Raw genomic sequence first — 22,960 nt, 5'->3', positions numbered from 1 at the left:
CTCTCCCGCTTGCAGGAGAGGGTTAGGGTGAGGGGCCAGGCGCACTCTGTTTAACCCGCCAACACCGCAAACACCTTCTCAATCGCATACGCGCCCGGATCTTTCACGCCATCCAGACTCTGCTGGTTCAGATACGCGGAACGCCCCGCTTTGGCGCTCTGCATCTGCGCAGTGGCGTCGGCGCCTTTCTGCGCCGCTTCTGCCGCCGCAGCCAGCGACTCGCCCGCCACTAGCGCTTCCAGCGCCGGTTGCAGCGCATCCACCAACGTACGATGACCCGGCTGCGCGCCGCCGTAATGTTTCATGCGCTCCAGCCCGTGCATCAAGGCCTGCGGCAGCGCGCTGCCCTCTTCCAGCTGCTGGCCGGCGCTGGTGAACAGAATTGACATCAACACGCCGCTCGATCCCCCCATCACCGTCGCCAGCTGCTCGCCAATCAGCGCCAGCAAGGTTGGCAGCTCATCCAGCGGCAGCTGTTTTTCCTGCAGGCCGCGCTGAATTTTCTTCGCCCCGGCGGCAAAGGTTGAGCCGGTATCGCCATCGCCCACTTTGGCATCCAGCGCGTTCAGCTCGCTTTCCAGATCGATCAGCGTCTGCGTGACGCTGGCGACGATGCGTGCCACCTCCGCATTCTCAGTGGCATCAAAATCCAGCACGCTGCCGATTTTCTCAGCACGTTGCAGGCTGATCGGCGCAAAGTCATACACCGGCACCCAACCCAGCACCTGAACCGGCGCGTTTAACGCTTCAAGGAACGGCTCCTCCAGCGCCAGCAGCGTCAGCGAAAAACCTTTCATATCCAGCGCGCTGACCAGCGTTGCCGGCCCCAGCAGATGCGTGATGCGCGCCGCCAGCGGCGACTGCAACACTTCACGCGTCAGCAGTGCCAGCTCCAGCTGCGAGAAGCCACCGAGATTGTTGATCAGCAACAGCGCTTGCTTGCCGTCCGGCAGCGCCTGCGCCAGTTTATCGGTCATGATGCTGGTGATTTGGCGGCTGTCTTGCGTATCCAGCGTGATTACACCCGGCTCGCCGTGAATGCCCATGCCGAGCTCGCTGTGCCCGGGCTCGACGCGCTCATCGCGTTTTTCGCCCGGCACATGACAAGTGGCGAAAGCCAAACCGATGGACGATGTGGCATCAATCGCACGCTGTGCCAGCGCTTTGACCTCATCCAGCGATTGTCCCTGCTCCGCCGCAAAGCCAGCGATTTTGTGCACCAGCACAGTCCCGGCGATACCGCGCGGCTGCGGGTTTTCCGGCAGCGCGATATCATCCTGCACCATCACCAGCTCAACTTTGTAGCCGAGGTTTTTGGCTTTCTCTGCCGCCAGACCGAAGTTAAGGCGGTCGCCGGTATAGTTCTTCACAATCAGCAGGCAACCGGCATCGCCGGTAACGTTAACAATGGCGTTCAACACCGCATCGACGCTCGGCGAGGCAAAGATATCGCCGCACACCGCCGCCGTCAGCATGCCTTTGCCGACAAATCCGGCATGCGCCGGTTCATGGCCAGAACCGCCGCCCGAGATCAGCGCCACTTTGCTTTTATCCCAGTCCGAACGCACCACCACGCGAATCTCATCACCGAGATCGAGGCGACTGAGGTTGTGCCACGGCGTACTCAGCAAAACCCCTTCGATGGCTTCGTTAACCAGATCGTTTTTCTCATGCATAAAAAACTGGCTCATTGCATCCTCTCCATTGGTGTTGTCGTCCTACAAGGTAGCGTATGTGCGTAAAGAATAGGCGCAGCGAAGTGCGGAAATGCAAAGGGCGGCACAAGCCGCCCTTTAATTCAGACTATTACCGCTTATAAAGCGATACGCAGCACGCTATCTGGATTCTTTGGTGGTTCTTTGCGTGAACCCGGCTGCTTGATGCTGACAAACAGGGTTTTGCCATCGGCGGAAACCGCCAGGCTGTTTGGCAGGCCCGGCGCTTTCACCGTGCGTTTTACTTTGTAACTGCTGGCGTCGATGATACTGATTTCGCCCGCTTTACGGTGCGTGACGTACAGCTCATCACGATCGGCATTAAACAATACCGCCAGCGATTCCGGCACATCGATCTTGTGGATCACCTGCTGGGTGCGGGTATCCAGCACCAGCACCTGCGGCTGTTTTGAGTCGCTGAGGAAGGCGCGATGGCCTTTGGTATCCAGCGAGATATTGAGGAAGAAGTGATCGTTGTCACCATCGATTTTCTGACGCTTTTCAATCGCGTTCAGGCGCGTATTGATGGTCACCAGTTCGCCATCGGAGTTAGTGACGTACAGTTTTTGCGCCGCAGAATCGATCGCTAAACCGGTGCCCATTTTGCCGGTGTTCGGCACGGTGCTGATCAGTTGCAGGGTTTTGCCATCCACCACCCACACCACGCTCTGCTCACCGAGGCCAGTGATGTAAACGCGATCGGTCGCCGGATCAACCGCCAACTGGCGCGGCTGCAGCGGACGCACGGTTTCACTGCGCTGACGACCATCCAGCACCAGCGTGTTGATCACCTTGCCGCTGGTGGCATCCACTGCAGTCAGTGCAGCATCGCGGGTGTTACCCAAATAGAGAATGTTGGTTTTCTGGTTGATCGCCGCGCCAAAGGTCGGCAGATCGGTGTTGATGGTTTGCTTTACCGCCAGATCCTGCGGATCGAGACGATAAACGGTGCCGCCTTTTTTGTCGGTGGTGCTCTGCGCGGTCGCCAGGAACAGCGCATTATCGCTGTTGCTGAACGCCAACTCGTAAGCGCCTTTTGAGATCACCTGGTTCAACGGCTGAGACTCCGCCGCCATCACCGCAGAGGTTGAGAACAGCGCTGTTGCCAGCAGCAGTGGACGCAGCGCCCACGATTTTTTATTCGCCTTCATAACTTCTCCATAGCAAAAACACCGCCTGATGGCAGTGAAGTGAAAGCCCGACATTACAACCAATGTTAAAAAGACAGCCCGAGGCGAGCCGACGAAGGATGCTACTTTTTGAGAATAGTAATCATTTCGAAGGGAAAGTGACAGGATTTTATCGGCTTACCAACGCCACCAGGGCGCCCGAAGGCACCCTGTCAGCACAGAACGTTAATGCAACTTATTTGGTCAGTTCAGCAGTCATGTGCACGCCGTTGTTGAAGTTGGCTTCGGTCACTTTATAGGAAGCACCAGCTTCATGCGCCTGAGCAGCGATTTGCGCTTCTGCTCCATCCAGCGTTGAAGCGGTTGCAGTGATGCTTTGCGCAAAGCTCGCGAATGGCAGAACGGTCAGAGCAACAACAGCAGCAAAAGTTTTGATGGTTTTCATGGTCAATTCCTTAATGTACGTTTGATTGATTAAGGCGTCATCGCCTTGTTGAGAGATATAATAGGCGCAGAATTGATCAGTAAAAAGCGGAGAGATTTGCCGTTGTCATTCGAATATTTTGAACATAAAAAGCACGTTTGGGTTAACCTTTGTGCAAAGGGTTAAAAATCTGACATTTAATTAAAAGGCAGGATATATGGCTGCGATAGGCACAGCGCACATCTCTGTAGCGGCGCGATTAATCGCGCACCTTTCTGCCTTATATAGGGTCAAAGACGCGCAATAAATTGCGCCGCTACGGATTGCAGACGCATCAGCCGTGATGACGAACGCGGGTGAAGATGGTGATGGCCGCCAGCAGCATCAGCACGCCGCTGGCGAGGAACACGCCGCCAGCGCCTTGCAGATCAAACATCCAGCCGCCGGCTGCGGCACCGGCGGTGATCGCCAGCTGAATGGTGGCGACCAGCAAACCGCCGCCTGATTCCGCATCGTCTGGCACCGCGCGGGAGATCCACGTTGACCACCCGGTTGGCATCGAACCAAACGCCAGGCCCCACAGCGCCACGCCCGCCGCGACCAGCCACGACACCTCGCCGAAGCTCACCAGCAGCAGCGCGGTCACGCTCATCACCAGCGCCATCGCGGTTAACGTCAGCGATACGCTGCGCGTCACCAGATATCCTGCCAGCGAAGTACCGAAGAAGTTCGCCACGCCAAACGCCAGCAGCACCAGCGACAGCTGATTGACGTTCAGCTGCGCGCTGCCTTCGAGGAACGGACGCAGATAAGTAAAGAAGGCGAAGTGGCCAGTAAACATCATGATCACCGCCAGCATGCCCCAGCGCATCACGCTTTTACGCAGCAGATCCAGCACGCCACCGCTGCGCGCTTTATTAATCGGCGGCATCGCGGGCAAGGTGAAGAACTGCCACAGCAGCGCCAGCACGCCCAATGCGGCGGTCAGAATGAAAATGTTACGCCAGCCAATAATGCCGCCCAGATAGCTGCCGAGCGGCGCAGCAATAATGGTCGCCAGCGAAATACCGCTAAACACGATGGACAGCGCGCGCGGCACCTGATCGCTCGGCACCAGACGCATGGTAATCGCGGTCGAGAGCGTCCAGAAGCCGCCAATTGCCAAGCCCAGCAGCACGCGGGCCAGCAGAATCATTGGCAGATTCTCGGCAAAAGCCACCAATAGCGCCGAGGCAATCAGCAGCAGCGTAAAGGCCAGCATCACCACGCGACGATCGAGTTGGCGCGTCACGTTGCCAATCACCAGGCTGGTGAGCAGCGCCACCAGCGCAGTCACGGTCACGGTTTGTCCCGCCTGCCCTTCGCTGATGCGTAGCGTGTCGGCAATCGGCGTCAGCAAACTCACCGGCAGAAATTCTGCGGTAATCAGGCCGAACACGCCAAAGGCCATGGCAAACACCGCGCCCCACGCCGGTTTATCCACGTCTAACGTTGTTTCGACTATTTCAGTATCCAGGCTCATCTGTGATCCCCATCACAAAATATTTAGCGTTAAGCATAGTGACTGTTCACCAGACGATCTATGATGCAGAAACTTTGTTTTTTGATTATTCGTCTGGGATTGGTATGAGCCGCTATGAAGATCTGACCAGTGAATTGCTGATGGGCATGCGCCTGTACGGCGTCAAATACCAGCGTATCGCGCTGCACGCGCCTTTTGGCCTGCAATATGACGACGCGCCTGGTCGCGCGCAGCTGCATTTTGTTGGGCGCGGATCATTACTGATTCGCTCGGCGTCAGGCGTGATCTATCCGCTGCAGGCCGGCGATGCGCTGCTGATCCCGCACGGTAAACCGCACGCGCTGATCTCCAGCGAAGAGGCCGTTTGCGAACCCATTTCGACGTTTAATAGCCGCCCGATTTGCGCCAGCGTCTGTGCCATCGACGACAGCACCGAACTTTGCCCGGATAACAGCGATGTGATTCTGTTCAGCGCCTGCATGGCGTTTGAACTGGGCGGCATGCAGCCGCTGGTGCACACCATGCCAGACGTGATGCTGGTGAGTACGCTGCTGGCGCAGTATCCGGAAATTCAGCCGATTCTCGATGCGATGGAGCGCGAAACGCGGCAGCGCAAAGCCGGTTTCGCCGGGATTTTGTCGCGGCTGGCGGATGTGGTGGCGGCGCAAATTGTGCGGGGCTGGGTGGAGAACGGCTGTGGCAAAGGCAGCGGGCTGGTGCAGGCGCTGCGCGATCCGCGTCTCAGCCTGGCGATGGCGGCGATGCATCGCGCACCTGGCGAAAACTGGACGGTGGAACGGCTGGCGCGCGAATCCGGCAGCTCACGCTCGGTGTTTGCCGCCCGCTTCCAGACGGCAACCGGCATGACGCCGCTGCGCTATCTTACCGAGCTGCGCATGCGGTTGGCGGTGGAACGTATCGTGAACGAGGGTGAAGCGGTGGAAAGCGTCGCCTTCCACCTCGGTTACGGTTCGCTGGCGGCGTTTAGCCGCGCCTTCAAACGCATTGTTGGCACGCCACCCGGCGCACTGCGCGCCGAACGCGACGTGCGTTAACGGAACACGCTGATCGCTTCCACCAGACGATTGGCCTGATGCTTCATGCGACCGGACGCTTCGGCGCTTTCCGCCACGCGCGCGGCGTTTTGATGGGTGATATCGTCGAGATCTTCCACCGCTGTGCTGACCTGCGTTAGCGCGATGGCCTGCTCGGCGGTCGCCCCACTGATTTGCGCGATCAGCGCAGTGACATTCTGCACCTGATCGACAATCTCCTGCATGGTGTGCCCAGCGGCATCGGCGTGGTCGCTGCCCGATTGCACGCGGCTGGCGCTGGTTTCCACCAGATGTTTGATTTCGCTGGCGGCTTTGGCGCTGCGTTGTGCGAGATTGCGCACTTCACCGGCCACCACCGCAAAGCCTTTGCCCTGCTCACCGGCGCGCGCGGCTTCCACTGCGGCGTTAAGCGCCAGAATATTGGTCTGAAAAGCGATACCGTCAATCACGCTGGTGATGTTGGCGATGCGCTTCGAGCTGTCGGCGATCTCCGCCATCATGCCCACCATCTCCTGCATCACTTCACCGCCTTTGATCGCCGCATGACTGGTGTTTTCCGACAGCCCATTGACCTCTTTGGCGGTATCGGTGTTGCTCTTAACCGTGGCGGTCATTTCGTTCATGGTGGCGGCGGTTTGCTGCACGTTAGCCGCTGCTTGTTCGGTGCGGCGGCTCAATTCGTCGTTGCTGCGCGCGATGGCATCGCTGGCGCTCAGCACGTTGATCGCCTGGCCGCTGACATCATCCACCAGCCAGCGGAACATCAGCCCAAGCTGACCGATGGCGCGCAGCGTCACGCCAATCTCATCAACGCGATCGATCTGCTCCACTTTATGGCTGGCACCGGTCGCCACGCTCAATGCTTGACGGCACATGCGCTCCATCGGACGCGAAATTTGCTGCTCCAGCCACAGACTCGCCAGCAGTAAAAGGCCCGCCATGCCGCCGGCAAAGCAGCCAACGGCAAGAGGTGCAAGGCCCAGCAGCCAGACGCCAATCACCGAGAGCGGCAGCAGCGTTAATAAGGTTGAGCGGATGCGCCAGCGCAGCGGCAGAGTTTTCAGGATCGAGCCCAGGCGACGCCAGCCGGTGCCGACCATCAAGCCTTTATGGAAGCGGCGTCCTTTGACGCGCCCTTCGCGGAAGTCGCGGTACAGCGCTTCGGTCTGGCGAACCTCCTCCACCGACGGCTTGGTGCGCACCGACATAAAACCCTGCACTTTGCCTTCACGCACCACCGGAATGGCGTTGGCGCGCACCCAATAGTGATCGCCATTTTTACGCCGGTTTTTCACCAGCGCCGTCCACGGTTCGCCCTGTTTGAGGGTCGCCCACATATCGGCAAAGGCTTCCGGCGGCATATCCGGGTGGCGCACCATGTTGTGTGGCTGGCCATTCACCTCTTCCGGACTGAAGCCACTGACTTCAATAAAGGCATCGTTGGCATAGGTGATGTAGCTGTTGAGATCGGTAGTCGACATCAATGTGGCGTCATCGTCAAAAGCGAATTCACGCTGAGTGACGGGCTGGTTATTACGCATGTGTGTGTCCTTGCAATACGCAGGCGAAAAGAAGCAATCGATAATACTTTTTTATCTTTTCGGCATCGTATGGCGTGAGCTTTAGCGCCAGTTTCAAATTCAGGGCAATAAAAAAGCCGCTTTGCAGCGGCTTTCACACTTTTTCACTTAGCTCATCGATTAACCGGGTTTTACAGTAAACCAAATCAATCTTTAATTTAAACGCATTCATCAGACCTGCAGGGCGAAGGGCAATGGAGTTTCCCAAAGCCATTTGTGTCGCAGGAAGGCGGCAAGCTCGCTCATCCCCGGGAGCAGAGTGAACTCTGTGACCGGGGTGAGCGAGCGCAGCCAACGCACCTGCAGCGCAAAGGGCGCAGGGAGATGGGATTTCCCAAAGCCATTTGTGATGCAGGAAGGCGGCAAGCTCGCTCATCCCCGGGAGCAGAGTGAACTCTGTGACCGGGGTGAGCGAGCGCAGCCAACGCACCTGCAGCGCAAAGGGCGCAGGGAAATCAGAATTGCCAGCGAACCCCCACGTTATACCGCCACCCTTTGGCACCATTACCATCAATCTCTTTGCGATAATCCGCTTCCGCATACAACGAAACATCCTTCTGCAAGGTTGCGGTGCCGCCTGCGCCCACTTCCCACATTTGACCAAATTTTCCGCTGCTGAAGGTGGCGCCAAACGCCGGATTATCCATCGAAGACACTGACGCATCCGCAGAGCCGCCCCAACCTTTGTAGTAGTTCGCGCGCAGATAAGGGGTGTATTGACGATTGCTGTCGTCGGTCCAGGTACGGTCGAGGCGCGCGCCGAGACGACCAATAGTTTGGTTATAGTCGCCGTAACGCACGTTGTTGCCGTCTTTATCGGTGAAATCGTTCATATTAAGCTTCATGTACATCAGCTGCGCCTGCGGCTCAAGCTTGTAGCCATCGCCCAACGCAAACGGATAGCCGCTCTCCAGCGATGCCGTCCAGCCGTGGCCTTTCAGCTTCGCTACTTCTTGCGTGCGGGCGATATCGGTTTCGCCGCGATGCCAGTCAAATGACAACACACCGTCCAGATAGAATCCGCTCTGACGCTGCCAGGTGCCGTAAAACGCCAGGCTGTCGCTGTCGAAAGTGGTGCTGCTGTAACCGTCGGCCGCATGCGGACGAATGCGCGTATTACCGCGCGTATAGGCTAAACCGCCGCGCAGGCTATCCTGCTCGCCATCGAGTCGCAGCAGATTGCCGCCCACCTGCACCGCACTGTAATCGAGGTCAAAGTCGTAACCGAAGTCGCGGAAACTCTTATCGCTCTTGTACTTCAGGTTTGAGCCGATATAGCGCAGGAACATCTCGCCGCCGTTGCCTTGCGGACGTGTCTGCTCGTGGCGCAGTTCGCCGAGGCGTTTATGCAGATCGTCGATAATCGCCGAGGTGTAATAGGCCAGGCCAACCGGTGCCGACACATAAGATGGCACCTGCGGCACCACCGCCGGACGCGAATCGTAGCTTTGCGGCGTGCCAAAGGCATCGGTGACGAAGGTCGGCTGACAGTTAACGCTATCCTCACACACGTAGTAGTTCGCCAGACGGTAATCCCAATAGTTATTGCCGCTGCCGCTGACTAAACGCTGGTTAGGATCGCTGCTGCCCGGTGCAAAGGTGTAGAGCCGATATTGCCACGGCCCGGCACCGAGATAGCCATCCTTCAACGCGAAGCTGTTAGCGCTGGCATTACCGCCCACCTGCGCCAGCGAGATCCCTTCGTTGCCCTCTACCCCTCCATTTTGATTGAGATCGGTGAGTGCGCCGGTGCTGGCATCAGCCAGTTTCACATTCACCAGCGTGGTACCGCTGGCATTGCCGGTGACGTTAATGTGGTCGGTAAACTGATTATTTAGCGCACCACCCTGGTTGAGGTTAGTGACCAGATTGAGCTGGCCGCCGCTCGACGCCAGCGAGCCAGCAATATCCAGCGTGTTGCCCGGTGAACCCGCGCCGTTGGTGAGATCCAGCGTACCGGCGTTGTTCACCACCAGCGAATCGGCGGTGCCGCCGGATAGCGTCGGATGCACGTTATCGCCGGCATACAGCGTGGAATCCGCATCGACATTGATGGTGCTGTGCGCCAGCTGCAGGTTATCGGTTAGTGTCCATTGGGTATTGGCGAAGTTGATGGTGCTCCAGCCGCTGCCAAGATTAACGCCTTTGCTGAGATCGTCGGCGCTGAAGCTGCCGCCGCGCGCGCCAATCTGATTGAAGGTCAAGGTGTTGCCGGTGCCATTACCGCTGGTGAGATGGTAGGTGGTGCCGAGATCGACCTTGCTCACTTCAGCGGTGTTGTTGTTGTCGTTGCCCATGGTCAGGCTGCCGTTGAGCGTTCCGCCCGTCCAGCGGAACCGATCCGATCCGCCGCCCGGATTGATATCGCCCTGCACCGCGCCTTCGGTCAGCAGAATTTCGTCATCGGCGTTGCTGCCCGCTACCGCCACGGTTTGTGGGTTGGCGGTGATGATGTTGCCAAGGTTCTCGAAGATGGTTTTACCGCCGCGCAGATCCACCACCGGCGCCGTCAGGCTGTTGGAGGTGAAGTTGCCGGTATTGACGATGGTGCCCGCTGTGCTGGAGACCAGCGCCGATCCGCCCGCCGCATTGTCGATATTGACGTTGGCGGCGGTGGTGACATTGCCGGTGGTATTGGCGCGAATACCGGTGCCGCCTGCGCCGGTAACATTAAATTGATAGCCCGACCCCAACGTCAGATCGCCGCGGGTGGTGGAACCATCGGCATTGGCGATATTCAGGCCGCTGCCGCTGCCGGAGACGTTGGTGGTCACCGTCGAAGCCGGATCAAATGGCACGGCGGTGCGAATCCCGTTGCCGTCGCCGACGTTAATGGTGAGATTGCTCAGACCAACGTTGCTCAGTTCGGCGCGGTTTTCGATGCCGTTGCCACTGCCCAGCACGTTCACCGTGGCGTCGCTGGCGCTGAGAGCGGTCGCACCGCTGTCCAGCAGGATGCCGTGCGCATTGCCGCGCGTGGTGATCACCGTGTCGCTGCCGGTAAGCGCCAGCTGCGCGCCGTCGCTGATGCGCACGCCCGCGATACCGTTATCGACATTGATGGTGCCGCCTTTCGCCAGCGTGCTGCCGCTGCCGGAGACATCCAGCCCGGTGCCGTTGGCTACGTTGACCACGCCGTTGTTGGTCAGCGTGCTGCCGGCGCGCGAACGGATCCCAATATTGTTGCTGCCGGTGAGGTTCACATTGCCGTTGTTGACCAGCTCTGCGCCGTTGGTGACATCAAAACCCATCGCGCCATTGCCCGCGCCGCTCACATTGCCGTTGCTGGTAACGCGGGTGGCCGCTGACGTGCCATCCAGCGCGTTGCTCAAATCGGTACGCAGATTATTAATCAGCACGCCGACCGCGTTGCTGCCACTAAGATTGATGCTGCTGCCGCTATCGAGCGTGGCGTTCGCACCGCCTTCGGCACGGATCGCCGTACTGCCCTGGCCGCTGGCGGTGAAGTTGGCGTTGCTGCTATTCAGGCTGCTGCCGCTGCCGGAGATAATCGCGCCGGTGCTGTTGCTGGCGCTGGCGGTGAGGGTGGTCGGCGTGGTGAAACTCAGCGCCGCGCCGTCATCAATGCGATAGCCGGTTGAGCCGCTGCTGTTGATATTTAACGCATTGGTGGCGGAGCTAATGCGCGATCCGCTGCCCGCCGCGTGATAGGCAATTTGGTCACTGTTGTTGAATACCGGCGCTGAACCGGCGGCGATATTCACCAGCGCGCCGTTGAGCGCTTCCGCCCCAATCGCGCCGGTGCCGTTAAGATTCAGCGTGCCACCGTTCAGGTTGGCTACCGCGCGATTGCCGCTGGCGCTGACGCCCCGGCTGCGGTTAGTGGTGCTGCCGCCATTAACATTGATGGTGCCGGTGTTATTGGCGGTGGTGGCAAAGGTGCTGCTGCCGCTGTTCACCGCGATGCCGGTACCGCCATCGTTGATGTTGATATTGCCGCTGTTGGTGCCGGTCGCGCCGCTCTCGACGCGAATGCCGGTGGCGTTGGCGCCGCTGAAGGTGATATCGCCGCTGTTGGTCAACTGCGCGCGATTGCGGGCCAGATAACCAGTCAACCCACTCTGCGACGCATTCAATGACGCCGCAGAGTTCAGGCGGGTGCTGGTCACCGGCGAGCCGCTGTTTCTGCCAAAGATATCGTGTTTTTGTCCGTCAACGATCGCGCCAATTGCGTTGCTACCGGTGAGATTCATGGTGGTTGCGGCATCAATACTACCCGTTGCGCCCCCTTCCACCGTAATGCCATTGGCACCGCTGCCGCTGACGTTGATCACCGCCGCATCGCTGCTCACTTCGGTGCCTGCGCCGCTACCGAGCACGGCGGTAGAACCGGCACCCGACGCGGTGAGCGACAAGGCGTTACCGTTGAAGTCTGCGCCCTGCTCAACACGAAACAGCGTGGAGTTCTGCGTGGTCACATCAAACGGATTGTTGCCCAGCACGTTAATCAGCGCATTGGGGCCGTAGGCAAAGAAGGCGATTTGATTGGTACCGTTAGAAAAGGTCGGCACGGCAGCCGGATCCACGGTCACCGTGGAATTGCCGCGCGCATGTACGCCGATCGCGCCATTGCCGCTGAGATTGATCGGGCCATCGACGGTGGCCTGCGCCGTGCCGGTTGCACCTTGCCCTTCCACCCACACGCCATAGTTGCGCGTGCCGCTGGCAGGATCGGCGCCGCCTGCCACGTTGATGGTGCCAGTTGAGGTGGCGCTGGCGGTGTTGCCATTGGTCGCCAGCACTTTCAGGCCGGTGCCGTTCACGCCATTCAGGTTAATCGTACCCGCGTTATTGATGTTGCCGGCACTGTTGGTCACCAGCATGCCGACGTTTTCACGCGGAATGGTGGCAGCCGCACCGTTCACATTGATGGTGCCGGTGTTGATCATGGTGGCGTTATTCGCGCCGGTCGCCGACATCCCCGCCGCATTTTGCGTTCTCGTGCCGAGGGTAATGCTGCCGTTGTTAACCGCGTTGCCGTTGGCGACCAGGGCAATACCGCTGGTCAACCCGCTTTGGTTCATCGCGATATCCGCCGTCGCTTCACCCAGGCTGTTCTGCGGTCCGCGACCAATGTAGATATTGCCGCTGGCGTTATTGGTGAAGCTGGAAGTGGCGTCGGTCAGTAACACGCCAGACGCGGTGCCGCGCGCGCTCGAACCGTTGACGCCAACGTTGATATTGCCGCTGTTATTGGCGGTGGATGACACGCCAAGATTGATGCCCGCCACGCCATACTGTGAATTGCTGCCGGTGGTGGCGAGGTTGAGGATGCCGTTGTTGTTAAAGGTGCTACCGGTTTGCACGGCTACGCCATTGGCACCGTAGCCGGTCGAGCCAATGCCGGTACCATCCTGACGATTGAGGAAGCCGCCGTTAATTACCCCATTATTGGTTCCACTGCTGTTATCGGTTAACACCAGCGCCGTGCCGTTATTAGTGATGCTGCCGCGACTCGCCAGTTTGCCATCAATCACCGCTTGCGCGCCGTTGGAGGCTTTGATCGCACCGCCCGTCGCGCCCACCACTTCCAGCGTTTTACCCGCCGCCAGATTGACCCTCGCGTCCGCGCCATTGGCATTGATCACAATGCGATTGCCGATCGCCTGCGTCACCTCGTCTGGCGGCGTGGCGCTAACGTTGTAGACGATGTTGGCATTGGTGAAGGTGACAGCTTTATTGAACTCAGGCAGATAACGGGTTTTATCAAGATTGCCCGCCTGCAGCTGACCGATCAGCCAGTTGTTGTAGTTTTGCAGCTGGCTGGCGTTGGTGACGGTAAAGCTGGTGCTTTTGCCATCCAGCGTCTGCACGCTGAATGCGCCGTTATAGGTGGCGAGGTTTTGCACCTGATAGCTGCTGGTGGCCGATCCCGCGCCGTCCGGCGTGGCGGTGGCACCGAAAAAGCTGATGCGGTTATTACTGTTCCAGTTCACCGTGCCAGTGCCGCTCACATCAAATAGCTGTGTCTGCTTGGCGGCCATGGTCCAGCTGTTGGTGCTGGCGCTGCTGAGCGCATTCGCCTGGCCGATATTCACATCCAGCGTGCCGCCGGTGACATCCGCAATGCGCGCATCGATGTACTGCGCATCATTGACGTTCTGCACATCCGGCACGCTGGTGGCACTGGTGACGGGCGCTAAGGCGACAAGACTGGCGGAGTTATATACCTGGAATGTGCTGTTGGTGCCGGTTGCGGGATCGGGCGTAGTGATCGCAAAGTTTTGCGGGCCGGGATCCAGGCGATCCTGATTGAGATCCTGCGATCCCGAGGTGATCGCCACTTGCCCGAGCGTGGTGGTGACCGCGCCATCCGTTCCTGCCGTGAATGCCTGATTGCCGGTCAAAGTTTCATTGCCGCTGCTGACGGTAATTTTACCGGTTTGGTTGTCATTATTTTCTGGTGTGTAAGTCCCCAACGTAACAGCCTGACTTTGCATCGCTGGATAGATCAGCAATTGCGCCGCCAACATCCCTAATGCGATAGGATTTAATGTAAACCTCATACTTCCTCCAGTGGGCGTGCAGCGTCCGCGCTGTTATTGCAACAGCGTTAAATTCTTCGCGTGGGGATAAAGCGGCAGATAATGACCAATCCCGTGTAGCAATTTAATTTGAGAACAACTGTGTGAAGAAATACGGTGCAGTGAAAAAAGGGATGGAATTGTTGTTATAGATTAATTGGCTTTAGGTATAGACTTTTTCGCTGGTGAGTGCAAAAGACAATTATGAGTAACCTATTGTCATCTCGGGGAATTAATTGCGATGCAGGTTGGATATTCTAAATAATTTGAGGCCATTTTAAATATTAGGTCTGGCTTTCTATCTCCTTAATAAAACCTTTATTTTTTGCTAACGCTTTACTTACAAACGGTACTTAAGCAGTGAATGTGGCTGTGACGGATTAAGCGACTTGAGAGAGTTTAAAAGCGTGATCGTGATCACGGTTAGACCAGGTCACGCTTTATGCCGACCTGGTCGATATCCGTACTTCACTTAACTTAAATCCACATTGCGGGTGCCGCCCCACCAGGTAAAGGCGAACCCGCCAATCCACGCCACGATCAGCCCGGCGAGATACACCGCCATGCCGGCAAAAATGCCCTGCGATGAGGTCATTAGCGGCAATGTGACTAAACCTGAAGGGCCAAACACGGTGTTCATTCCCACTGGCAATCCCAGCCATGCCACCAGCCCGATAAAGAAGCCGCCCAGCGCACCGCCAAAACAGGCCGTGATAAAGGGTTTCAGACGCGGCAGCGTGACGCCATAAATCAGCGGTTCGCCGACACCGAGCAAGCCCGGCACAATGGCGCCTTTGATCTGTTTACGCAGCAGTGAGTCTTTATCCGCTTTGCACCATAACGCCAGCGACGCGCCGACCTGCCCGGCGCCGGCCATCGCCAGAATTGGGAAGAGCGAGTTAAAGCCCTGGGTTTCCATTAGCGCGAAATAGACCGGAATAAAGCCTTGATGAATGCCAAACATCACCGCGATCAAAAACAGTCCGGCCAGAATAGCGCAACCAAACGGATTGTTATTTAGATGAATGAACAACCACGACATGCCTTTAAATAATTCGCCGCCGATTGGCATAATCACCAGGAAAGTCACCGCGCCGGTAATTAATAACGTCAGCAACGATGTCAGGATCATATCGAGATTATCGGGAATGATTTTTCGCAGCTGTTTCTCAATCCAGGCACCAAATATTGCCGCCAGCAGCACGCCAATAATATTGCCGCGCGGATCGATCACCATGCCGAAGAAATCCTGCATCCCGCTGTAATAACCGACCTTCGCGTCAGGGATATAAACGAGCACAAACAGCGAGGCGATAATGGCCCCGTTGACGCCGGTACCGCCAAAGGCTTTCTGCGCGTTATAGCCAATCAAAATACTCAGGAAGGTGAACAGCCCTTTACCAAACACCTTCATGTACGCCACGGTATCCAGCAGCCAGCGTGCATGATCGCCAGGCTGATTAAGGTGGAAGATCTGCTCAATCAGCGTGGCGAAACCCAGCAGCAAGCCGGCACCGATAAAACCGGGAATCAGCGGCGTAAAGATGGTGGCGAAGCAGGAGAGAAAACGGTGCAATGCGCTGGTCTGCTTCGCCTTCATCTGCTGCTTTTGCGCGCTGGCGATGGCCTGCAGATCGCCCGGCGCCTGTTGATTAAGCAGTGCCTGCATTTTCTCTGCTGCGGTTTGCGCTTTACCGGGACCGAGCACGATCTGCAGCTGCGCATCGCTGTCGATCACGCCCAGCACGCCCGGCAGCGTTTTGAGTGTGGCGCTATCCACTCGCGCGGCATCGTTGAGTGTCAGACGCAGGCGCGTCATGCAGTTGCCGCACTGCACCACATTATTGGCGCCGCCCACCGCCAGCAAAATGTCGCGCACCAGATCCTCAGTAATGGCCGCCATTATTGCGCTCCTGCGTCACGCAAAGCGTTGCGAATGAAGCCCTGATTCTGACTCAGCAGCGATTTCGCTTCATCGGCCGTTAATCCCGCCAGCACCATGACAATCGCGGTTTTACAGTGCCCATTACACGCCGCCAACGCCTGCTGCGCGGTAGCATCGTCACAGTCGGTGGCTTGTTTGACGATATTCACCTGGCGCTGCACCAGCTTCTGGTTGGTGGCTTCCACATCGACCATCAGATTGCCGTACACCTTGCCGCTGCGAATCATCGCGCCGGTGGTGAGCATATTCAGCACCAGTTTCTGCGCCGTGCCGGCTTTCATGCGCGAAGAACCGGTGACCACTTCCGGGCCGACCACTGGGGTTAACGCCACATCCGCGGCCTGCGACATTGGGCTGTTAGGATTACAGGTTAACGCTGCGGTAAATGCGCCTTGCTGACGCGCATACGCCAGCGCGCCCAATACATAGGGCGTGCGGCCGCTGGCGGCAATCCCGACCAGCACATCGTTAGCGTTGAAATTGATATCACGCAGATCTTGCGCGCCCTGCTCCACGTTGTCTTCGGCGTTTTCCACCGCCTGCAGAATTGCGGTGTGGCCGCCAGCAATTAGTCCAACCACCTGGCTGCGCGGCGTGCCGAAGGTCGGCGGACATTCGCTGGCATCCAGAATCCCCAGACGACCCGACGTGCCTGCGCCGCAATAGATCAGGCGACCGCCTTTGCTGAAGGCGTGGGTGATGGCATCCACCACCTGCGCAATCTGCGGCACGATGGCCTCCACCGCCAGCGCCACTTTTTTGTCTTCATCATTGATCACCCGCAGCATCGCTTCGGTGGTCAGCTCATCAATGTTGTGGCTGGCGGGATTACGACCTTCGGTGATCATCTGGCTCAGATCGATCTGCATGAGACACTCCTGTGTAAGAATAATTTATTCGTAAAACTATATATCACACAGAATTGTTAATTCCTCTGCTGCGCGGGATTTTTTTGCTTTTTGCCGCAGCGGACATAAAAAAACCCGCCGAAGCGGGTTTCTGTGCGTAGCGGTCGCCATGAATGGTGCGCATTCATGCGCACCTGGAAGATTAGCTGGCGCTTTGCGTGCGCAGCTGTTGCTCGTAGGCGGCGGCTTGTTTGGTGTCGAACTGGTCTTCCCAGCGCGCAATCACCAGCACCGCCAGCGCGTTACCGATCACGTTCAGCGCGGTACGCGCCATGTCCATGATGCGATCGACACCAGCGATAAATGCCAGGCCTTCCAGCGGAATGCCCACGCTGCCCAGCGTTGCCAGCAGCACCACGAAGGAGACGCCCGGCACGCCAGCGATGCCTTTCGAGGTCACCATCAGCGTCAGCACCAGAATGATCTCGTCGGTCAGCGACAGATCGATGCCATAAAGCTGGGCGATAAAGATCGCCGCGATGCTCTGATACAGCGTTGAACCGTCGAGGTTGAACGAGTAACCGGTCGGCACCACGAAGCTGGTGATGGCTTTCGGCGCACCGTAGGCTTCCATCTTCTGCATAATGCGCGGCAGCACGGTTTCTGAGCTGGAGGTGGAATAGGCAAGAATCAGCTCGTCTTTCAGAATGCGCATCAGCGTGGTAATGCGCAGCTTACAGAAGCGCGCCACCGTGCCGAGCACCACGAAAGCAAAGAACAGAATCGCCACGTACACCAGCAGCACCAGCTTGGCGAGCGGATAGAGCGACGCAAAACCGAAGTTCGCAATGGTGACCGCAATCAGCGCAAACACGCCGACTGGCGCATAACGCATGATCATGTGCGTCACTTTAAACATGGTTTCGGAAATCGAACGGAATACCGTGACCAGCGGATCGCGATGTTCCGAAGGCAGCGCCGACAGGCCCATACCAAACAGCACCGAGAAGAAGATAATCGGCAGCATGTCGCCCTTAACCAGCGAGGCGAAGATGTTCTGTGGGATCAGCGACAAAATGGTGGTGACCAGACCGTGCGGTGCACCCTGAACCGCTTCGGTGGTGGCTTCGTATTTAGAGATGTCCACCGTTGCCAGCGTTGACATATCAATGCCGCTGCCGGGTTGGAATACGTTGGCCAGCGTGATGCCGACCACAATGGCAAGGGTGGTGATCACTTCAAAATAGATAATGGTTTTAACACCAATACGTCCGAGCTTTTTCGCATCACCCACGCCAGCAATGCCGACAATCAGTGAGGAGATAACAATCGGTACCACAATCATCTTGATCAGATGAATAAAGATGTCACCCGCGGGCGTCAGAATGTTAGTGATTAACCATTCACGATCGTCGGGCTGATTATGCAGCACGGTTCCCACAATCACGCCCAGAATCAGCGCGACTAAAATCTGCCATGCAAGGGTGAACTTAAAACCTTTCATAACGCGTTATTTCCTCAGTTAAAAACCCCTTTGCTCTGCTGCGAAGGTGCAGGAGAAATGTCACACAGGGAAGTGAGCAAAAGCCCGATAAAATAGAGGGTTATTTATGACTACGTCGGTTACAGCTGTGCAGGCATTTTGCGCCTGCGGGGTGATGCAGTCTGAGTTGATACCTGCTGAACAGGGCCGAGATAAGTACCATTTTCACTACGGTAAATGCAACCCCCGGCGCGATAGCGCAAATCTTATTCAGGTTAGTAGCATAAAATGCTGACGAAGGTTAACGGCCATAACTCGCTGTTATGAAAAGTGTTAATTCGATAAGTTTCAGCATAGCTATGCAATATTGCGCAAAAAGCGGCCCGGCGCGTTTGCTGATTATTTACACAACAGAGGCAGCGATCTCGTAGGCTTAAGGCAAAAGATCGCGCTGCTGGCGCGGCGTTTTTGCCCGCCGTTCGCTGGGGATTTGGCAGTGATAAAAGGTCGTGATCCAGACTACAAAACAGAAACAAAGCCCTGTCGTGGTCTTCAATTAACCATTGATTGACATATGATTAACATCTTCAAGGAGGTCAGCCATGAGCCAAATACACAAGCATCCCGTACCCGCTGCCATTGCAGCGAATGCTCTAATTAATGCCGATCAGTATGCGGCGCTGTATCAACAATCGGTTGACAATCCCGACACCTTTTGGGGTGAGCAAGGCAAAATCCTCGACTGGATTAAGCCTTACAGCAAAGTGAAAAATACCTCCTTTGCCCCCGGCAATATTTCGATTCGCTGGTATGAAGATGGCGCACTGAACCTCGCCGCGAACTGCCTCGATCGCCATCTCGCCACGCGTGGCGACCATCCCGCCATCATCTGGGAAGGTGACGACGCCAGCGAAAGCAAAACCATTACCTTCCGCGAACTGCATGCAGACGTCTGCCGCTTTGCCAATGTGCTCGGCAGCCTGGGCGTAAAGAAAGGCGACGTGGTGGCGATCTACATGCCGATGGTGCCTGAAGCCGCCGTTGCGATGCTGGCCTGTGCGCGCATTGGCGCGGTGCACTCGGTGATTTTCGGTGGCTTCTCACCGGAAGCGGTCGCCGGACGCGTGGTCGATTCCAACGCCAAACTGATCATCACCGCCGATGAAGGCGTACGCGCCGGACGCAGTATCCCGCTGAAGAAAAACGTTGATGATGCCCTGAACAATCCAAACGTCACCACGGTGAAAAATGTGGTGGTGTTTAAGCGCACCGGTAAAGATACTGGCTGGCGTGAAGGCCGCGATCTTTGGTGGCACGATCTGGTGGCGAAGGCCAGCGATCAGCATGAACCGGTCGCCGTCGATGCCGAACATCCGCTGTTTATCCTTTATACCTCCGGTTCCACCGGCAAGCCGAAAGGCGTGCTGCACACTACCGGCGGTTATCTGGTGTATGCCGCCAGCACCTTTAAGTACGTGTTTGATTATCATCCTGATGATGTTTACTGGTGCACGGCTGATGTTGGCTGGATCACCGGCCACAGCTATCTGATTTACGGGCCGCTGGCGTGCGGCGCGACCACGCTGATGTTTGAAGGCGTGCCGAACTGGCCGAAGCCGAGCCGCATGGCGGAAGTGGTGGATAAACATAAGGTGACGCTGCTGTATACCGCGCCAACCGCAATTCGCGCGCTGATGGCCGAAGGCGATAAAGCGATTGAAGGCACCGATCGCAGCAGCCTGCGCATCATGGGTTCGGTGGGTGAACCGATCAACCCGGAAGCCTGGGAGTGGTATTACAAGAAGATTGGCGACAGCCGTTGCCCGATCGTCGATACCTGGTGGCAAACCGAAACCGGCGGCTTCATGATCACGCCGCTGCCGGGCGCGACCGAACTGAAAGCCGGTTCCGCCACTAAACCGTTCTTTGGTGTGCAGCCAGCGCTGGTGGATAACGAAGGCAATCCACTTGAGGGTGCCACCGAAGGAAACCTGGTGATTGTCGATTCCTGGCCAGGCCAGGCGCGTACGCTGTATGGCGATCACGATCGTTTCGAACAGACCTACTTCTCCACCTTCAAAAATCGCTACTTCAGCGGTGACGGCGCGCGCCGTGATGAAGAGGGTTATTACTGGATCACCGGCCGCGTCGATGACGTGCTGAACGTCTCCGGCCACCGTCTCGGCACCGCCGAGATTGAATCGGCGCTGGTGTCGCATCCGAAGATTGCCGAAGCGGCGGTGGTGGGCATTCCGCACAGCATCAAAGGCCAGGCAATCTATGCGTATATCACGCTTAACCACGGCGAAGAGCCGTCGCCAGAGCTGTATACCGAAGTGCGTAACTGGGTGCGTAAAGAGATTGGCCCGATTGCCACGCCGGATGTGCTGCACTGGACCGACTCGCTGCCAAAAACCCGCTCCGGCAAGATTATGCGTCGCATTCTGCGCAAAATCGCTACGGGCGATACCAGCAATCTCGGCGATACCTCTACGCTGGCCGATCCAGGCGTGGTAGAGAAATTGCTGGAGGAGAAACAGTCCATCACCATGCCGTAACCGGCTTCTGTTGTAGGGGCGACCATTTGGCCGCCCTTATATGCCACGTATTTCTGAGTTCGCACAACTTATAAAACTAGAATATTCAGCCAGTTAAATCACTTTATCGTGAGATATCTGTCTGCCTTGCCTCTGGAGAAAATGTGATGAACGAAACCCCTGAACAGGAAGCAGTCTGGCAACAAGTCGAGAATAATCCGCGCTTTCATGAACTGGTGCACAAGCGCCAGGCGTTTGCGCTGTTGCTCAGCGTGATCATGCTGGTGCTCTACATCGGCTTTATTCTGTTGATCGCCTTCGCACCCGCCTGGCTCGGTACGCCGCTGCACGCGGGCACTAACGTCACGCGCGGTATTCCGATTGGTGTCGGTTTAATTGTGATGTCATTCGTGCTGACCGGCGTCTACGTGTGGCGCGCCAACGGCGAGTTTGATCGTCTGACCAAACAGATCCTGAGCGAGGTAAAATCATGAAGCGCCTGCTTTCGATATTTCTCGCGGTAGTGCCCGCCAGCGTGTTTGCCGCCGATGCCATTACCGGCGCGGTGCAACGGCAAGCCACCAACTATGAAGCCATCATCATGTTCGTGGTGTTTGTCGCGGCGACGCTCGGCATTACCTATTGGGCCTCGAAACGCACCCGCTCGCGCAGTGATTACTACACCGCAGGCGGCAATATCACCGGTTTCCAGAATGGCCTCGCCATCGCCGGTGACTTTATGTCCGCCGCCTCTTTCCTCGGTATTTCTGCGCTGGTTTACACCTCAGGTTACGACGGGCTGATCTACTCGCTCGGCTTCCTCGTCGGCTGGCCGATGATCCTGTTTTTGATTGCCGAACGTCTGCGTAACCTTGGGCGCTACACCTTCGCCGATGTCGCCTCCTATCGCCTCGCGCAGAAACCGATTCGCACGCTGTCAGCCTGCGGCTCGCTGGTGGTGGTGGCGCTCTATCTGATCGCGCAGATGGTGGGTGCCGGTAAGCTGATCCAGCTGCTGTTCGGCCTTGATTACCATATCGCGGTAGTGATGGTCGGGATTCTGATGGTGCTGTACGTGCTGTTCGGCGGCATGCTGGCGACCACCTGGGTGCAGATCATCAAGGCGGTGCTGCTGCTGTTTGGTGCCAGCTTTATGGCGATTATGGTGATGAAAGCCACCGGCTTCAGCTTCAATACGCTGTTCACCGAAGCGATGGCGGTGCACCCGAAAGGCGCGGCGATTATGCAGCCGGGCGGGCTGGTGAAAGATCCCATCTCGGCGCTGTCATTGGGTCTCGGCTTGATGTTCGGTACCGCCGGTTTGCCGCATATTCTGATGCGCTTCTTCACCGTGGCCGATGCGCGTGAAGCACGTAAAAGCGTGTTCTGGGCCACCGGCTTTATGGGCTACTTCTACTTCCTGACCTTTATTATTGGCTTCGGCGCGATTTTGCTGGTGGGATCGAACCCAGCCTTTAAAGACGCCAGCGGCGCGCTGCTCGGCGGCACCAACATGGCAGCGGTGCATCTGGCGAACGCGGTCGGCGGCAGCCTGTTCCTCGGCTTTATCTCGGCCGTGGCCTTCGCCACCATTCTGGCGGTGGTGGCAGGTCTGACGCTGGCGGGAGCTTCGGCAGTTTCACACGATCTCTATGCCAGCGTGATCCGTGAAGGTAAAGCGACGGAACGCGATGAACTGCGCATCTCGAAGATCACCGTGCTGGTGTTAGGTGTGGTGGCGATTGCGCTGGGGATTCTGTTTGAGAAACAGAACATTGCCTTTATGGTCGGTTTGGCGTTCTCGATTGCCGCCAGCTGTAACTTCCCGATTATTCTGCTGTCGATGTACTGGTCAAAACTGACCACGCGCGGCGCGATGGTGGGCGGTTGGCTGGGACTCGTTACTGCGGTACTGCTGATGATCCTTGGCCCGACGATTTGGGTGCAGGTGCTCGGGCATGAGAAACCGATCTATCCGTATGAGTATCCGGCGCTGTTCTCAATGCTGGCGGCATTTATCGGTATCTGGCTGTTCTCAATTACCGACCATTCTGCACGCGGTGCCCAGGAACGTGCCCGCTTCCGTGGGCAGTTTATTCGCTCACAGACGGGGATTGGGATTTCGCAGGGGAAATCGCATTAAGTCCGTGCTGGCTTCCCCTCACCCTAACCCTCT

The 22,960-nt window shown here is 57.3% G+C and carries 13 protein-coding genes; 4 read left to right on the top strand and 9 right to left on the bottom strand.

Features of this window, described 5'->3' with window-relative positions; genetic code table 11:
- Nucleotides 1-50 precede the first annotated feature (50 nt).
- The 4 genes from AAF463_RS01855 to AAF463_RS01840 form a co-directional block, all read right to left on the bottom strand.
- Entirely contained in the window at nucleotides 51-1,691 is a 1,641-nt protein-coding gene (locus AAF463_RS01855; RefSeq protein ID WP_350261431.1) for a dihydroxyacetone kinase subunit DhaK, read from the bottom strand.
- Nucleotides 1,692-1,813: 122 nt separating this feature from the next.
- Nucleotides 1,814-2,866 carry a YncE family protein gene (locus tag AAF463_RS01850; protein ID WP_350261430.1) on the bottom strand — a complete coding sequence of 351 codons (1,053 nt, stop codon included), beginning with the start codon at nucleotides 2,864-2,866 and terminating at the stop codon, nucleotides 1,814-1,816.
- A 214-nt stretch (nucleotides 2,867-3,080) separates the two neighbouring features.
- Entirely contained in the window at nucleotides 3,081-3,290 is a 210-nt protein-coding gene (locus AAF463_RS01845; RefSeq protein ID WP_192412651.1) for a DUF1471 domain-containing protein, read from the bottom strand.
- A gap of 313 nt (nucleotides 3,291-3,603) precedes the next feature.
- Nucleotides 3,604-4,791 carry an MFS transporter gene (locus AAF463_RS01840; protein WP_350261429.1) on the bottom strand — a complete coding sequence of 396 codons (1,188 nt, stop codon included), beginning with the start codon at nucleotides 4,789-4,791 and terminating at the stop codon, nucleotides 3,604-3,606.
- Nucleotides 4,792-4,895: 104 nt separating this feature from the next.
- Here AAF463_RS01840 and AAF463_RS01835 point away from each other — a divergent pair, with 104 nt between their 5' ends.
- Complete coding sequence (locus AAF463_RS01835; RefSeq protein WP_210081816.1) at nucleotides 4,896-5,846, top strand: AraC family transcriptional regulator; 951 nt, start codon at nucleotides 4,896-4,898, stop codon at nucleotides 5,844-5,846.
- Here the strand turns inward: AAF463_RS01835 and AAF463_RS01830 are convergent.
- From AAF463_RS01830 to gltP, 5 genes are all read right to left on the bottom strand, one after another.
- Entirely contained in the window at nucleotides 5,843-7,387 is a 1,545-nt protein-coding gene (locus AAF463_RS01830) for a PAS domain-containing methyl-accepting chemotaxis protein (protein WP_101763036.1), read from the bottom strand. The two genes, AAF463_RS01835 and AAF463_RS01830, sit on opposite strands and share 4 nt — an antisense overlap.
- A 494-nt stretch (nucleotides 7,388-7,881) precedes the next feature.
- The gene (locus AAF463_RS01825; protein ID WP_350261428.1) at nucleotides 7,882-13,953 is read right to left on the bottom strand and encodes an autotransporter outer membrane beta-barrel domain-containing protein; all 6,072 of its coding nucleotides are present in this window, start codon (nucleotides 13,951-13,953) and stop codon (nucleotides 7,882-7,884) included.
- Between the two features lie 490 nt (nucleotides 13,954-14,443).
- Complete coding sequence (gene murP / locus AAF463_RS01820) at nucleotides 14,444-15,874, bottom strand: PTS N-acetylmuramic acid transporter subunit IIBC (RefSeq protein ID WP_350261427.1); 1,431 nt, start codon at nucleotides 15,872-15,874, stop codon at nucleotides 14,444-14,446.
- Entirely contained in the window at nucleotides 15,874-16,785 is a 912-nt protein-coding gene (gene murQ / locus AAF463_RS01815; RefSeq protein ID WP_350261426.1) for an N-acetylmuramic acid 6-phosphate etherase, read from the bottom strand. The genes murP and murQ overlap by 1 nt, the downstream gene beginning before the upstream one ends.
- A 181-nt stretch (nucleotides 16,786-16,966) precedes the next feature.
- Nucleotides 16,967-18,268 (bottom strand): glutamate/aspartate:proton symporter GltP, encoded by a 1,302-nt coding sequence (gltP, locus tag AAF463_RS01810; RefSeq protein ID WP_007888562.1) that lies wholly within the window; start codon nucleotides 18,266-18,268, stop codon nucleotides 16,967-16,969.
- Nucleotides 18,269-18,849: 581 nt separating this feature from the next.
- On the opposite strand from gltP, the gene acs reads away from it, so the two are divergent.
- From acs to actP, 3 genes are all read left to right on the top strand, one after another.
- Entirely contained in the window at nucleotides 18,850-20,805 is a 1,956-nt protein-coding gene (gene acs / locus AAF463_RS01805; RefSeq protein WP_350261425.1) for an acetate--CoA ligase, read from the top strand.
- Between the two features lie 146 nt (nucleotides 20,806-20,951).
- Nucleotides 20,952-21,278 carry a DUF485 domain-containing protein gene (locus tag AAF463_RS01800; RefSeq protein ID WP_008109989.1) on the top strand — a complete coding sequence of 109 codons (327 nt, stop codon included), beginning with the start codon at nucleotides 20,952-20,954 and terminating at the stop codon, nucleotides 21,276-21,278.
- Complete coding sequence (gene actP / locus AAF463_RS01795; RefSeq protein WP_101763042.1) at nucleotides 21,275-22,927, top strand: cation/acetate symporter ActP; 1,653 nt, start codon at nucleotides 21,275-21,277, stop codon at nucleotides 22,925-22,927. Before AAF463_RS01800 ends, actP begins: the two co-directional genes overlap by 4 nt.
- Nucleotides 22,928-22,960 lie beyond the last annotated feature (33 nt).

This window comes from Pantoea sp. BJ2 (assembly GCF_040255075.1).
Lineage (GTDB): Bacteria > Pseudomonadota > Gammaproteobacteria > Enterobacterales > Enterobacteriaceae > Pantoea > Pantoea leporis.
This window is presented reverse-complemented; position numbering and strand designations above follow the sequence as displayed.